General features: G+C 64.5%; 16 protein-coding genes and 1 pseudogene. 8 read left to right on the top strand and 9 right to left on the bottom strand.

What is annotated here, in order from left to right; all coding sequences use genetic code 11:
• The first annotated feature begins 72 nt into the window (after nt 1-72).
• From EN780_RS14060 to EN780_RS14035, 6 genes are all read left to right on the top strand, one after another.
• On the top strand, nt 73-411 hold the full coding sequence (locus EN780_RS14060; RefSeq protein WP_127283490.1) for a P-II family nitrogen regulator: 339 nt from the start codon (nt 73-75) through the stop codon (nt 409-411).
• A gap of 31 nt (nt 412-442) precedes the next feature.
• A complete protein-coding gene (locus tag EN780_RS14055; RefSeq protein ID WP_127283491.1) occupies nt 443-1,798 on the top strand; it encodes an ammonium transporter in 1,356 nt (451 codons plus the stop codon).
• 279 nt (nt 1,799-2,077) lie between these two features.
• Complete coding sequence (locus tag EN780_RS14050; RefSeq protein ID WP_127283492.1) at nt 2,078-2,353, top strand: hypothetical protein; 276 nt, start codon at nt 2,078-2,080, stop codon at nt 2,351-2,353.
• A 496-nt stretch (nt 2,354-2,849) separates the two neighbouring features.
• Nucleotides 2,850-5,510 (top strand): DNA translocase FtsK, encoded by a 2,661-nt coding sequence (locus tag EN780_RS14045; protein WP_127391876.1) that lies wholly within the window; start codon nt 2,850-2,852, stop codon nt 5,508-5,510.
• A 142-nt stretch (nt 5,511-5,652) separates the two neighbouring features.
• On the top strand, nt 5,653-6,318 hold the full coding sequence (locus tag EN780_RS14040) for an outer membrane lipoprotein carrier protein LolA (RefSeq protein ID WP_127283494.1): 666 nt from the start codon (nt 5,653-5,655) through the stop codon (nt 6,316-6,318).
• Between the two features lie 116 nt (nt 6,319-6,434).
• Nucleotides 6,435-7,241, top strand: a complete 807-nt coding sequence (locus tag EN780_RS14035; protein WP_127309645.1) for an exodeoxyribonuclease III — start codon at nt 6,435-6,437, stop codon at nt 7,239-7,241.
• On the opposite strand, the gene EN780_RS14030 is transcribed toward EN780_RS14035, so the two are convergent.
• From EN780_RS14030 to EN780_RS14020, 3 genes are all read right to left on the bottom strand, one after another.
• Nucleotides 7,238-8,329 carry a hypothetical protein gene (locus tag EN780_RS14030; protein WP_128274333.1) on the bottom strand — a complete coding sequence of 364 codons (1,092 nt, stop codon included), beginning with the start codon at nt 8,327-8,329 and terminating at the stop codon, nt 7,238-7,240. The genes EN780_RS14035 and EN780_RS14030 overlap by 4 nt on opposite strands.
• Before the next feature lie 135 nt (nt 8,330-8,464).
• A complete protein-coding gene (locus EN780_RS14025; RefSeq protein WP_127283497.1) occupies nt 8,465-8,920 on the bottom strand; it encodes a Crp/Fnr family transcriptional regulator in 456 nt (151 codons plus the stop codon).
• Between the two features lie 222 nt (nt 8,921-9,142).
• Nucleotides 9,143-9,826 (bottom strand): response regulator transcription factor, encoded by a 684-nt coding sequence (locus EN780_RS14020; RefSeq protein WP_126057506.1) that lies wholly within the window; start codon nt 9,824-9,826, stop codon nt 9,143-9,145.
• Nucleotides 9,827-9,970: 144 nt separating this feature from the next.
• Between EN780_RS14020 and EN780_RS14015 the strand changes: the two genes are divergently transcribed.
• Entirely contained in the window at nt 9,971-10,507 is a 537-nt protein-coding gene (locus tag EN780_RS14015; protein WP_189556545.1) for a L,D-transpeptidase, read from the top strand.
• A gap of 70 nt (nt 10,508-10,577) precedes the next feature.
• Here EN780_RS14015 and EN780_RS14010 read toward each other — a convergent pair whose 3' ends face one another.
• On the bottom strand, nt 10,578-10,823 hold the full coding sequence (locus EN780_RS14010) for a hypothetical protein (protein WP_127283499.1): 246 nt from the start codon (nt 10,821-10,823) through the stop codon (nt 10,578-10,580).
• 130 nt (nt 10,824-10,953) lie between these two features.
• On the opposite strand from EN780_RS14010, the gene gcvA reads away from it, so the two are divergent.
• Nucleotides 10,954-11,874, top strand: a complete 921-nt coding sequence (gcvA, locus tag EN780_RS14005) for a transcriptional regulator GcvA (protein WP_127283500.1) — start codon at nt 10,954-10,956, stop codon at nt 11,872-11,874.
• A 7-nt stretch (nt 11,875-11,881) separates the two neighbouring features.
• On the opposite strand, the gene EN780_RS14000 is transcribed toward gcvA, so the two are convergent.
• The 5 genes and pseudogenes from EN780_RS14000 to EN780_RS40635 all read right to left on the bottom strand — a co-directional run.
• Nucleotides 11,882-12,298, bottom strand: a complete 417-nt coding sequence (locus EN780_RS14000; RefSeq protein ID WP_127283501.1) for a DUF1761 domain-containing protein — start codon at nt 12,296-12,298, stop codon at nt 11,882-11,884.
• 81 nt (nt 12,299-12,379) lie between these two features.
• Nucleotides 12,380-13,036 carry a methyltransferase gene (locus EN780_RS13995; protein ID WP_128274335.1) on the bottom strand — a complete coding sequence of 219 codons (657 nt, stop codon included), beginning with the start codon at nt 13,034-13,036 and terminating at the stop codon, nt 12,380-12,382.
• Nucleotides 13,033-13,458: an EVE domain-containing protein gene (locus EN780_RS13990; protein ID WP_128274329.1), complete on the bottom strand. Its 426-nt coding sequence runs from the start codon at nt 13,456-13,458 to the stop codon at nt 13,033-13,035. The genes EN780_RS13995 and EN780_RS13990 overlap by 4 nt, the downstream gene beginning before the upstream one ends.
• A 109-nt stretch (nt 13,459-13,567) precedes the next feature.
• Entirely contained in the window at nt 13,568-13,864 is a 297-nt protein-coding gene (locus EN780_RS13985; protein WP_128274327.1) for a YciI-like protein, read from the bottom strand.
• Between the two features lie 19 nt (nt 13,865-13,883).
• Nucleotides 13,884-14,037: pseudogene (locus tag EN780_RS40635) on the bottom strand (glycerol-3-phosphate dehydrogenase); the annotation flags it as partial.

Here is a 14,037-nt window from a genome sequence, read left to right as displayed (position 1 = left end):
CTTACCGGCTCTCATTGGGATCGGTGAAGGTGTGCAAACGCGGGGGACCGCAACAGCAAAGGGTGAAACCTTATGAAAATCGTGATGGCAATCATCAAGCCGTTCAAGCTCGATGAGGTGCGCGAAGCGCTCACCGCAGTCGGCATCCAGGGCCTGACCGTCACCGAAGTCAAAGGCTACGGGCGTCAGAAGGGACATACGGAAATCTATCGCGGCGCGGAATACGCGGTCAGCTTCCTGCCCAAGATCAAGATCGAGGTCGCGGTCGGTGCCGACACGGTCGACAAGGCCGTCGAAGCCATCACGTCGGCAGCCAAGACCGGTCAGATCGGCGATGGCAAGATCTTCGTCTTCGGCATCGACCAGGCGGTGCGCATCCGCACCGGCGAAACAGACACCGACGCGCTCTGAGCGGCGATCACCCATTCCAACGGAGAGTTCAATGAATATTCCTTCCACCTTGAAGACGACGGGGCGCGCGGCCGCGCTCGGCGCGCTCGCCCTGACAGCCCTGGGCACGGTTGCCGCCTTCGCGCAGGAAGCGGCTCCGGCAGCCGCCGCCGCAGCGCCGGCAGCTGCGCCGACGCCGGTGCTCGATACCGGCAACACCGCCTGGATGCTGACCTCGACGGCGCTGGTGCTGATGATGACCATTCCGGGCCTGGCGCTGTTCTACGGCGGCATGGTGCGCAAGAAGAACGTGCTCGCCACCATCATGCAGAGCTTCGCCATCACCTGCCTGGTGACGGTGCTGTGGTTCATGTTCGGCTACTCGCTGGCCTTCTCCGACGGCGGCAGCACGAACGCCTATGTCGGCGGCTTCTCCAAGTTCTTCCACCACGGCATCACCACCTCGACACTGTGGCTGCCCGGCGTGGCGAACATCCCTGAATTCGTCTTCTCGATGTTCCAGCTGACCTTCGCCATCATCACCCCGGCGCTGATCGCCGGCGCCTTCGCCGAACGCATGAAATTCTCGGCGCTGCTCATTTTCATGGGCCTGTGGCTGGTGTTCGTCTATGCGCCGATCGCGCACTGGGTGTGGGGCGGCGGCTTCCTTGGCACGGCAGGCGTTCTCGACTTCGCTGGCGGCACGGTCGTCCACATCAACGCCGGTGTCGCGGGTCTCGTCTGCGCGTTGGTGCTCGGCAAGCGCGAGGGCTACGGCACCGCCAACATGGCGCCGCACAACCTCGTCTACTCGGTCATCGGCGCTTCGCTGCTGTGGGTCGGCTGGTTCGGCTTCAACGCCGGTTCGGAACTGGCTGCCGACGGCCTCGCCGGCGCGGCGATGCTGAACACCCAGGTCGCCACCGCGGCTGCGGCGCTCGCCTGGATGTTCGCCGAATGGATCATCGCCAAGAAGCCCAGCGTGCTCGGCATCATCTCGGGCGCCGTCGCCGGCCTCGTCGCGGTGACGCCGGCTTCCGGTTTCGTCAATCCGACCGGCGCCTTCATCATCGGCATCGTCGCCGGCGTCGTCTGCTACATCTCGGCGGTCAAGGTGAAGCACATGCTCGGCTATGACGACTCGCTCGATGCCTTCGGCGTGCACGGCGTCGGCGGCATCGTCGGCGCGCTGCTCACCGGCGCGCTGGCCGATCCGGAGATCAACGCGCTCGGCAAGGGCGCCTCGGTCGGCACCCAGATCTACGGTATCGTCTTCACCATCCTGTGGACGGCGATCGCGACCTTCGTGATCCTCTACATCGTCAAGGCGCTGGTCGGCCTGCGTCCGAGCACCCAGGAAGAGATCGAAGGCCTCGACATCAGCCAGCACGGCGAAGTGGTGCCGTAAGGCTATCGACATCCGGCGCCGGCATCCTCCCGCCGGCGCTTCAGAAGAATCCCGTCGTGACGCTCCGAAAGGTGCTCACGCATTGAGGCCCGGAAACATCTTCCGGGCCTCCTTTTTTGGAGAATCGTGCGCCTCGGAGAGGCAAGAGAGGAATCGTTTTTGACGCGATCACGGTCGCGTGATGTGCCAGCGGGAAGAAACATAGGGCCTTCCGGCTCCGTACTGGGGGTAGCGACCGCCGTTCTGGCGCTCGTTAAACATCAGGGAAGGAACCAACCGATGAACATCAAGACCATCTTCCTCGGGGCACTCGCTCTCTCCATGGTCAGCGGCGCCGCATTGGCCGGTGCTCTCGACGAACCGGACAACATGGCGCCGTTCTTCACCGATGCCGGCATGAAGACCATGAAGCCGGAGGCCGATTTCAAGGCGGCCTGGGCTGCGATGGCCAAGGACAAGCAGGACATGATGATGAAGGAGTGCCAGGACGCGGCGATGAGCAAGCCTCACGCCGAATTCTGCGCCAACCTGATGATGTATGCCGGTCACAAGTGATTGCGAAAGAGATAGGCCCGGACGGGCCCGTCGACTCGCCATCCCAATGAGCAATGGCGGGCCGAACGGCCCGCCATTGTCGCCCGACCGATAAAGCCGGCTTCAATCCCCGCGCGCTGCATCCATAGCGAACGACCCGTCGAGTCTTGCGGGAGCATCAAGCGAATGTGATTCAGAGTGATTGAGTTCGGCTCCGTTCATCGGCTAGTCTTTGCCCGATCCAAACCCCCGGGGATCATGGAAGGTGAAATCCCACTTTCGCTCTCCTCAACGAAAGGCCTCGCTGGCTCCGCTCGCGAGGCTTTTTTGAATCCGCGGGCCAGACTGCCGAAGGGCCGCGAGACCGGGAGTCGCAATTCAACCGCCGGTAAAGCGCCGGAGTCGTCTCAACTTCTTATAGTTAATGCGCCCTTAACCTTCCCACCGATAGTCTGTCATCCGAATCTGCCGGCCTGCGTCATGCGTCCGGCCAGGCACCTACAGACGGGGAAGAGGCATGCGTTCAGGGGCTTCAGCACCGCTCGCGCTGACCGATACGGGGCACGGCATCCAGGCATTCGCGCGGCGCCAGCTCGGCCGGCTGGTCGGCGCCGGCCTGTTCGTGCTCGTCGCCTTCGGCGTCGCCAGTCTCGCCACCTGGAACGTCGCCGATCCGAGCTTCTCGCATGCCACCGACAACATCGTCACCAACGCGATGGGCTATGCCGGTGCGGTGTTCTCAGACCTCGCCATGCAGTTCTTCGGGCTTGCCGCCGTCGCGGCCCTGGTGCCGGCAGTGATCTGGGGTTTCCTGCTGTTTTCGGCGCGCGGCGTCGACCGGCTGCCGAAACGCGGGCTCGCCTGGTTCGGCTTCGCGCTGCTGGCGGCCGCGATCGCCGGCTGCGTGACGCCGCCCAAGACCTGGCCACTGCCGACCGGCCTCGGTGGCGTGTTCGGCGACATGGTGCTGAAGATTCCCGGGATCGCTGTCGGCGGATATCCCAAAGGTCTCTTTGCCAGCATTATCGCGGTTATCCTTGCTGCGCCGGCGCTCTGGCTGTTCGCCTATGGCTCGGCGCTGCTCGCCCGCAAGAACGGCTTTGCCGTCATGGAGCGCGCCGCCGAGCCCGACCCGCGCGAGCAGGACAACTTGCTCTTCGACGAGGATGAGGACGAGGGCGACGAAGGCATACTGGCGCTCGGCGCGATCACCCATTGGTGGTTGTCGTTCAGGGCCTGGATGCATCGCCGCGCCGCGCGCCGCCAGCAGGAGCGCGACGAGTACGAGCCGGAGATGGAGCCGCGCGCCAGCGCCTGGCGTCGTGCCGCCGAGCGTGTCGAATCGGCCGAATTCGCCGAGTCGCGGATGAGTCCGGGCGGCCGCGCCCGCGTCGAGCCTGAATTCTTCGCCGCCATGGTCAACGACCGCAGCGTCTCGGTCGATCCCGACGATGACGACGTCTTCGACAATGACGAGGACGAGGACATGGATTTCGCCGACGAGGCGCGGGCCCCGCGCCGCGCCGCGCCGAAGGTGCAGAATTTCCGCTCCGATGCCGCCACCCGCGTCGAGGCGCCGGCGGCGCGCCCGGTGCCGGGCGCGCGTGTCCAGCGCGAGGCGCAGACCTCGCTGATCGGCTCGGACATGTTCGAGATGCCGTCGCTGCATTTCCTGTCGGAGCCGAAGAACGTCGTGCGCGACGCCAGCCTCTCCAAGGACGCGCTGGAGCAGAATGCGCGGCTGCTCGAGGGCGTGCTCGAGGATTTCGGCGTCAAGGGCGAGATCATCCATGTGCGGCCGGGTCCAGTCGTCACGCTGTATGAACTCGAGCCTGCGCCCGGCATCAAATCCTCGCGCGTCATCGGCCTGTCCGACGACATCGCGCGCTCGATGAGCGCGATCGCCTGCCGCGTCGCGGTGGTTCCCGGGCGCAACGCCATCGGCATCGAGCTGCCCAACGCCAAGCGCGAGACGGTCTATCTGCGCGAGATCATGGCGAGCCGCGATTTCGAGACCACCAAGGCGAAGCTGGCGCTGGCGCTTGGCAAGACCATCAATGGCGAGGCGGTCATCGTCGACATCGCCAAGATGCCGCACGTGCTGGTCGCCGGCACCACCGGCTCGGGCAAGTCGGTCGCCATCAACACCATGATCCTGTCGCTGCTCTACCGGCTGACGCCGCAGGAGTGCCGGCTGATCATGATCGATCCGAAGATGCTCGAACTCTCCGTCTATGACGGCATCCCGCACCTTTTGACGCCGGTCGTCACCGATCCGAAGAAGGCGGTGGTGGCGCTGAAATGGACCGTGCGCGAGATGGAGGACCGCTACCGCAAGATGTCGAAGGTCGGCGTGCGCAACATCGACGGCTTCAACGCGCGCGTCCAGCAAGCCGAGAAGAAGGGCGAGAAGATCTCGCGCACGGTGCAGACCGGCTTCGACCGCCAGACCGGCGAGGCGATCTACGAGACCGAGGATCTCGATCTCGAGCCGATGCCCTACATCGTCGTCATCATCGACGAGATGGCCGACCTGATGATGGTCGCCGGCAAGGACATCGAAGGCGCGGTGCAGCGCCTGGCGCAGATGGCGCGCGCCGCCGGCATCCACGTCATCATGGCCACGCAGCGCCCCTCGGTCGACGTCATCACCGGCACGATCAAGGCCAATTTCCCGACCCGCATCTCCTTCCAGGTGACGTCGAAGATCGACAGCCGCACCATCCTTGGCGAACAGGGCGCCGAACAGCTGCTCGGCATGGGCGACATGCTCTACATGGCCGGCGGCGGCCGCATCCAGCGCGTGCACGGACCGTTTGTCTCCGACGACGAGGTCGAGCGGGTCGTTGCGCATCTTAAGCTGCAGGGCGTGCCGGAATATCTCGACGCCATCACCGAGGATGACGACGAGGACGAGGAGGAGGCGTCCGGCAAGGGCGGTTCAGGCGGCGGTGGCGGCGGCAATTTCGACGATTCCGACGACCCCTACGACCAGGCGGTGGCAGTGGTGCTGCGCGACGGCAAGGCCTCGACCAGCTACATCCAGCGGCGGCTCGGCATCGGCTACAACCGCGCCGCCTCGATCATCGAGAAGATGGAGAAGGAAGGCATTGTCGGTCCGGCCAATCACGCGGGAAAACGCGAGATACTGGTGCCGACCGAGGACGACAAGTTCTAGGGTTCCGGCGCCCATCGACCCGGCACCGGCAACCTTGAACCTTTCGGCGCGTTGAAGCGACGGAGCGTCACTGGAAGCGCCAAACTTAAGCCTAACTGGGGGCCCAGAGACTGCGACACCATCGAATCAGAGAGTGACCGGCATGAAAAACGCACCTTTCGCCCCGAATCGCCGCCAAGTGCTTGGCCTCGGCCTCGTGCTCGCCGGCGCGGCAAGCGTCAATGTCATACCTGGGTTCCAGCTTCTGGCGTCGGCGCAGGCGGCGATTCCGCCGGCGGCGCAGAAGATCGCCGACCACTTCTCGTCGGTCAAATCGATGAGCGGCGAGTTCGTGCAGTTCGGGCCGAAGGGCGAACAGACCGGCGGCAAATTCTTCCTCGAACGGCCGGGCAAGATCCGTTTCAACTATGACGGATCGTCGAATTTCCGGGTCATCTCCGACGGCAAGTCGGTGGTCATCCTCAACAAGAAGCTCAACACCTCCGACCTCTACCCGCTGTCGAAGACGCCGCTGAAGCTTCTGCTCGACGACCGGATCGATCTCTCGGGCGGACGGGTGAAGAGCGTCAAGGAAGAGGACGACCTGACCACGATCCAGCTCTCCGACAAATCGGTGTTCGGCAACGCCAGGATCACCATGATGTTCGATCCGAAATCCTATGAACTGCGGCAGTGGACCATCACCGACGCGCAGGGCAAGGACACGACGGTGATGATCTTCAACGTCAAGGAAGGCGTCAGCTTCGCGCCCGATACGTTCGCCATCGACTATACGGCGAACCGCGAGTTGAATACCAAGACAAGATAACTTCCTTCGTCTTAGTGCTCTTGCGAGCGGCGGCGCCAGCCTCGGCGGTTGTCGCCGGCTTGTTTTTATGGCTGGCGGCTGGCAGTAGTTCGGCGACCTCTTGCCGGACCCGCCGCATGCCCTTTTCCATCGCCACCTGGAACATCAACTCGGTGCGCCTGCGCATGCCGATCGTCGAGCGCCTGCTCGTGGAGCACGCGCCGGACGTGCTCTGCCTGCAGGAGACGAAGGTCCCGGACGAGCTGTTTCCCGAAAAGGCCTTCCGCAAGCTCGGCTACGAGCACATCGCCTTCCACGGCCAGAAGGGCTATCACGGGGTGGCCACGGTGGCGCGGCGGCCGATCGAGCTGGTCGAGAAGCGCCGCTTCTGCGAGATCGATGACAGCCGGCACCTGTCGGTCAGGGTAAGCGCCGGCGGCAAGTCGATCCTGCTGCACAATTTCTATGTGCCGGCCGGCGGCGACGAGCCCGACCCGGAGATCAACCGCAAGTTCAGGCACAAGCTCGACTTCGTCGCCGAGATGAACGGCGTGCGGGCCGAGCATGACGCGCTGTCCGGCTCGGTCCTGGTCGGTGATCTCAACATCGCGCCGCTGGAGCACGATGTCTGGTCGCACAAGCAGCTGCTCAAGGTGGTCAGCCACACGCCGGTGGAGACCGAGAGCTTCGAAGCGATGCGGCGCGCCGGCGACTGGGTCGACCTGATGCGGCTCAACGTGCCTGCCGAGCAGAAACTTTACACCTGGTGGAGCTACCGCGCGCAGGACTGGGAAGCGTCGGACCGCGGCCGGCGGCTCGACCATGTGTGGTCGTCGCCGAACCTGGTGGACCACTTCACCGGTTATGAGATCCTGCGCCCGGCGCGCGGCTGGGAGCGGCCGTCGGACCATGTGCCGGTGATTGCCAGGTTCGACCTGGACTAAAGGCCGCCGGCGGACGGGTAAACGCGAGGCGCGTCGAGCCGTTGGGCGGACAGATATTCCGTCGTGTCGACATGAGCCAGCAGACTGGGATGATCGCGACGGCGCGTCGCCAACATCCGGCGGGCAGCCTCGATGATCTTCGGCGGCGGGACATTGGCGACCAGGCCGGTTGGACTTGCCTGGCGTGCCTCGACCATGTCCACACTGTTCGAAAGCGGCCTCCAGCGCGCCATGTTGGCACCGCTGTTGACCATGACCATCGGCGTCATCACCGTGGCCATCAGATGCGCAGTACCGCCCTCGGCGCCAATGTAAAGATCGGCAAGCTCCCCGAGCGCGAGCAGGATGTCGCTGACGGCGATATCCGGCGCGGTGCCGGAATCGACAAGCTGCAATTTCGGCACTCGTCGAACCAGTTCGGCACTATCGGGGCCGACACCTGGCGTTTTCACATAGATAAGGTTGGCGCCATCGCTGATCATGGCGTCGGATATCGCGACGACCTGATCCGCCGTCATTCGCTTGTTGCCATCGCCATGGGCCGCGACAATGATCAACGGCGCCTGGCTGCCGCCCGCCAGGCTCCTGGCCGCCGCACGCGCGGCCGGCGTCGGCTCCAGGCGATGATCGAAAGGCAGCCGCTTCCCGGCAAGACGTTCGACAAGGCGGTGGTAGCGCCATGCATTGTGCTCGGGTCGTGCCTCGGGTCTATGGCCGGGGGGCAAGGAAAGGGCGAAGGCCGGAAAGTTTGCTTCATAGACGATGCGGCGGCCGATCAGCGACGCCCAGGTTTGAACCAGCCAAGGCGCCACGATACGGAAATCGACAACTGCCACTCGCTGCTTGGCCCTGCGGTGGCCGGCGACCAGATGCGCCAGCGGCGTCTCTACACTAATCGCGTCGACCAGGTGGCGGACATGGCCGTTGAGGGCGTCCGCGAGAGTGGATGTCTCGGTGCTTCCGTATACGAGCAAACTGTCGGGAAATGCCGTTCTCGCGGCCCGCAAGGCCGGGATTCTAAGCAAGCCGTCGCCGAACGCATCCTTGCGTGAATACAAGATAATCGTCTCGTACCGCGCTGGCAGCATGCCTCGCTCCCCCCAGGAGCTTGGTGGTGGCGGTGCCGACGCGGCCCGCCCTACAGGTCCTGTAGGATTTCGCCTTTTGCCTGTCAACGGAACCTCGCCTCTCGGGTCCAGGCGATCAACGCCGGCGCTGTTGGCTTACTCGGTGAACCGCGGGCCGAGCTTTTCGATGCGGCTGATCATCTGCTGGAATTCCTCGAGGATGCGCTCGTGCAACAGCACCGCAATCTCCGGATATTCTTCCAGGATGCGGCGGAACATCTTGCGACTGAGCCGGATCACCTCCGAATCGACCGCGGCCGATGCGCTGGTCAGCCGGTTGGTATCGGCAATCAGCGCCAGCTCGCTCAGCATGGTGCCCGGACCAGCCGTGCCGATCGGGATGCGCTCGCCGCTCTGCTCGCGATAGAGGACGATGCGGCCGCTGACCACGATATAGGCGGAGTCAGCCACGTCATCCTCGCGGTAGAGCTTGTGGTCCGCCTGCAGCAGGGTGGTTTCGGCGCCGAAGGCGAGCAGGCGCAACTGCTCCTGCGTGAAGCCCTCGAAGAGCGTCACGGCGGACAGGATGCGGATGTCGTCATCCAGCGCCATCTAGCTATGTCCCCGAGCGGTCAGTCCAGTCCCTCCCTTGGAGCGCCGCGTCCTCCAGAACGCGCAAGGACGCTCCAACATCCTTGAGTCTACGCATCGTGCTCGCCAAAAATCGATTCCGATTTTTGGCCGATGCGCTTCGGAGCCGATCCAACCACCCTCCAGCACCAGGATCGCTTCCGAAGCGGTCCCGCCCTGACCGCTCATCGGATCATGAAAAGTTTAAGGAACCAGCTTGTAGCCGCCGCTTTCTGTCACAAGAATTTCGGCATTGGAAGGATCGCGCTCGATCTTCTGGCGCAGCCGGTAGACATGGGTTTCCAGCGTGTGCGTGGTGACGCCTGAATTGTAGCCCCAGACTTCTTCCAGAAGCACGTCGCGCGTCACCACCTTCTGTTCGGCGCGATAGAGGTACTTGATGATCGAAGCCTCCTTTTCGGTCAGCCGCACCTTGGCGCCGCGCTGGTCGATCAGCAGCTTCTGGCTTGGCTTGAAGGTATAGGGGCCGACCGAGAAGGTGGCGTCCTCGCTCTGCTCATGCTGGCGCAGTTGCGCGCGGATGCGGGCAAGCAGCACGGCGAAGCGGAACGGCTTGGTCACATAGTCGTTGGCGCCGGCCTCGAGACCGAGAATGGTGTCGGAATCGGTGTCGTGTCCGGTCAGCATGATGATCGGCGCCTTGTAGCCGCCCTTGCGCAGGATCTTCACCGCCTCGCGCCCATCCATGTCGGGCAGGCCGACATCCATGATCAGGAGGTCGACGAGGCCGCCGCGCGCCGCGGCGACGCCTTTTGCCGCCGTCGCTTCCTGCTGGACGTCGAACTCTTCGTAGAGGGCCAGTTGCTCGACGAGCGTGCCGCGCAGGTCGTCATCGTCGTCGACGATCAGTATGGTGCGTGAGGTCATGGATCAATCCGTTGTTTTAAAAAGAATATTCAGTTGACCGTCCCCCATTTATGCTGAAGCTGACCGGCACAACAGCCGATCACAGTGATTTGTTCCGTGACACGATCATACAAGAAAAAACGCCCATGCAATGCAAACGGCGCAATTTTGCCAAAAGGCCTCACCGTGCTCAGCGTGCGCGCCAGGCCCGGCCATCCCAGCCAGGGCCTGCTGCAGGCCGGCAGCCTGGTGTTTGCCTGCGCCCTGGGACGCGGCGGCATTTCGGCGAACAAGCGTGAAGGCGACGGCGCGACGCCGCTAGGCGCCATGCGCCTGTTGTCGGGCTATTTCCGCGACGATCAATTTTCCGGCGGCCGCCGGACGCGGCTGGCGATGGTCCCGATCGGACCCGACCTCGGCTGGTGCGAGATGCCGGACGACCGCAACTACAATCGCCCGGTGAAGATCCCCTATGGCGCCAGCCATGAGCGGATGCGGCGCGCCGATCGGCTCTACGACGCCTGCCTTGTGATGGACTGGAACATCGCGCCGCGCCGGCGCGGCCGCGGCAGCGCCATCTTCTTCCATCTGGCGCGGCCCGGCTTCACGCCGACCCAAGGCTGCGTGGCGGTGACGGCGCGCACCATGGCGCGTCTGCTGCCGCTGCTGTCGGATCGGACGGTGGTGAGGGTGGTGAGGTGAGGGAGTAGGCAGTAGGCAGTAGAGAGAACTGCTCTGTTCCCCTACTGCCTAATCCCTACCGCCCACTGCCTCACTTCTGCCAGCCGGTGCCGAGCAGGCCGATTTCGCGGATCTGCCGGTCCACAGCCTTTGCCACGTCCCGGCGCTCGGCGCCGATGTCACGCAGCAGCTCGTCGGAGAGATCCTCGATGGATTCGTGGGGAAGCTGGGCAGCGACCCGCGCCTGGCGCAGCCAATCGAGGGTGGCGCGCAGCCAGACAGCGATGCCGGAGCGGGAATTAAGGGCGGTGTGGGACTTCAGAACGATCTCGGTCATGGCTCTATCCGGTTTCTCCGGATGTCAAATCCGGTTTGATAGTGTTTCGATGCTGCAATCATGCCGGATTGAAAAATAAACAGGAAACGAGTAGTTCTTGTCTGATCATCAAGTTTTATTTGGAGATCGGATGGCCCGCCTGCTACCCGGAACGCGTGCCCTGAGGACGTTCGAAGCGGCGGCCAGGCACCTCAATTTCACCCGCGCGGCCGACGAGCTCGGTCTGACGCCGGCGGCGGTCAGCCACCAGATCAAGGAGATCGAGGACCAGCTCGACCTTGCGCTGTTCACCCGCACCAGCCGCACCATCCGGCTGACGGAGGCCGGAAACGTCCTGTTCGAGGCGTCGATCGACGCGCTCGACCTGCTCAACCGGGCGGTGTCGCGGGCCCGCAAGATGACGCGCGGCACGGCGCTGCTGAAGGTGACGCTCGACGCCCAGTTCGCGACAAAGTGGCTGATGCGTCGCGTGGACGATTTCCGCCAGCAGAAGCCGGGCATCGAGCTGCGTTTCGACATCACCTACGATGTCAGGGATTTCGAGCGCGACGATGTCGATATCGGCATTCGCTTCGGCACCGGCAAGTATCCCGGGCTTGCCGCGCATCGCCTGTTCGACAACATCATCATCCCGGTGTGCAGCCCGGCGCTGCTGGCGTCCGGACCACCGCTCAACGAGCCGCGCGACCTCTTTCGCCACACGCTCGCGCATATCGACTGGTCGCGCCAGGGCGTGACGTGGCCGAACTGGAGCATGTGGATGCACGCGGCCGGCGTCGACGATTTCGACGATAGCCGGACGCTTGTCTTCGGATCCTCAACCGATGCCACGCAGGCGGCGCTCGACGGCAATGCGGTGGCGCTGGCCGACTTCGCCATGGTCGCCAACGACCTTTCGCAAGGGCGTCTGGTCCGACCCTTCGAGCTCGGCATCAAGGTGGCGCCGGAGTTCGCCTATTTCCTGGTTTATCCGGAAGCCGTGAAGGACGACGCGCGCGTCGCCGCCTTTCGCGAATGGCTTATCGAGGAAGCGGCGAAGACGCCGACATGATGGCGCCCTAGCCGGCCGGCGCGCCGAACCACCCGATCACCGCGCCGATGAGCAGCAGCACGCCCAGCCAGTGGCCGGCATCGATCAGCGTCAGGTCCCAGCCGAAACCTTCATAGCGATGGTTGACCGACAGCGTGGTGGCGACGAAGCCCAGCCAGAGCACGAAGGCGAAGATCAGCCCGGCGATGAGGCTCGGCTCGCCGCCGGTCATCGCGCCGACGACCAGGCTCAGCACGAATGCCATGACCAGCTCGGCGATGAAGGAGATGATGAAAGGCAGCGGCGATCGTTTCATCGTCGCCGGATCGAGCTTGGCCGCCTTGAGCCACGGCTTGCTGAGCGTCGTGTACCAGGCAGCGCCGAACAGCCACGCCACCACGGCGGCAACGACCACCGCCAGCCAGTTCACCGCTGAGAAATCCATGCGTCCCCCCTCCCGATGCATGTCGTTCCAACATGCACCCTCTTTGAATCGCGGCGATGGAACGCCTGTTCGGCGCTGCCGTCAAGCAAGGCGCCAGACGGTCGTGCGCTTGACCTCGGCATCCTCCAGCACGCGCGTCACGGGCACCTGGTAGACGGCCAGCGACCGCAGGCCGTCCTTGGGCAGATAGGCGCGGCCGGGATCGCCGACGAGGATGTCGGCGCCGCGCGCCGTCAGTGCCTGGAACCAGGGCAGCAGCCTGTCGGCGAAGGACCTGTCGTAGAAGACGTCGCCGGCCAGCACGACATCCCAGCCCATGTCGGCGCCGACGCAGTCCTGGCCGAGGAATTCCGCCTCGGCCAGGTTGGCCTCGAGGTTGAGGGCGATCGCCGTCTCGCAGAACGGATCGATGTCGGCGGCGGTCACCGCCGCGGCGCCCGCCTTGGCGGCGGCGATGGCGACCAGGCCGGAGCCGGAGGCGAAGTCGAGCACCCGCTTGCCGCGAACGGTTTCGGGATGGTCGAGCACGTAGCGGGCAAGGCCCTGGCCGCCAGCCCAGGCGAACGCCCAGAACGGCGGCGGCAGGCCGATCGCCGCCAGTTCCTCTTCCGTGCGCAGCCAAAGGTCATGCGCCTCGTCGGCGAGATGCAGGAGCACTTCCGGCACATGCGGCGGCGCCATCAGCGCCGTGTTGTCGAGAAAGAACTTCTTCGCGCTTTTCGGCGTCAGCCGGGTCACGGCGCCGGCGAGAGATCGGCCATGCGGCAGACCTCTTTCCATTCGGCCGGCGTCACCGGCTGCACGGAAAGCCGGCCGAGCCGCACCAGCGCCATGTCGGCGAGCTTGGGATTGGCCTTGACCTGCTCCAGCGTCACCGGGGCGGGCACGTCCTTGAAGGCGCGGATGTCGACGCATTCCCAGCGCGGATCGTCGCTCGTGGTGTCGGGATGGGCGAGCGCGCAGACCTCGGCGATGCCGACGATGTTGAGCCCTTCATTGGAATGGTAGAAGAAGCCGAGATCGCCGATCTGCATCGCCTTCATGTTGTTGCGCGCCGCATAGTTGCGCACGCCGTCCCATTGCGTGCCGGCCTTGCCCTTGGCCTTGAGCGCCTCGAAGGAGAAGACCGAGGGTTCGGACTTGAACAGCCAGTAGTTCATCTCAGTTGTCCCCTTGCCATTGTCGGTTGGCTACAATGAAGCGTTCGCGCTCCCACTACCCTTACCCTTTCCCCGTTCTCGCGAGGAGAGGCGCGCGCCAAGCGATCGATCAAGCACCGGCGGGCTTCTGGAAGACCCAGTTCCACGGGCGGATTTCGACGCTTTCGAACAGGCCGGCCTTGGCATAGGGATCGCTGGCCGCCAGGGCTTGCGCCGCCGTCATATCCGCTGCCTCGATCATGACCAGACTGCCGTCGGGCTTGCCGTCAGCGTCGAGGAAGGGCCCGGCAAAGGCAAGTTTTCCTTCGCTGATCAGGCCTTCCAGGAACGCCGCATGCGCCGGCCGCGTGTCGACCCGTAACTGCAGCTTGCCGGGCTTGTCCTTGCAAATCAGCGCAAACAGCATGGTCTAAAACTCCGATGGTTCAGATGTCGGTTTCGGTCTTGAGCGGCCGCGTCATCAGCGCCGTCACGGCCTGGCCGATGGTCACGGTGCCGTCGAGGATGGCGGCGACAGCGGTGATGATCGGGGCGTCGATGCCGCGCTCGGCGGCGAGGCGGGCGGCGATCGCTGCCGCC

Origin of the sequence: Mesorhizobium sp. M4B.F.Ca.ET.089.01.1.1 (genome assembly GCF_004022605.1) — a bacterium.
GTDB classification, from domain to species: Bacteria; Pseudomonadota; Alphaproteobacteria; order Rhizobiales; family Rhizobiaceae; genus Mesorhizobium; species Mesorhizobium abyssinicae.
This window is presented reverse-complemented; position numbering and strand designations above follow the sequence as displayed.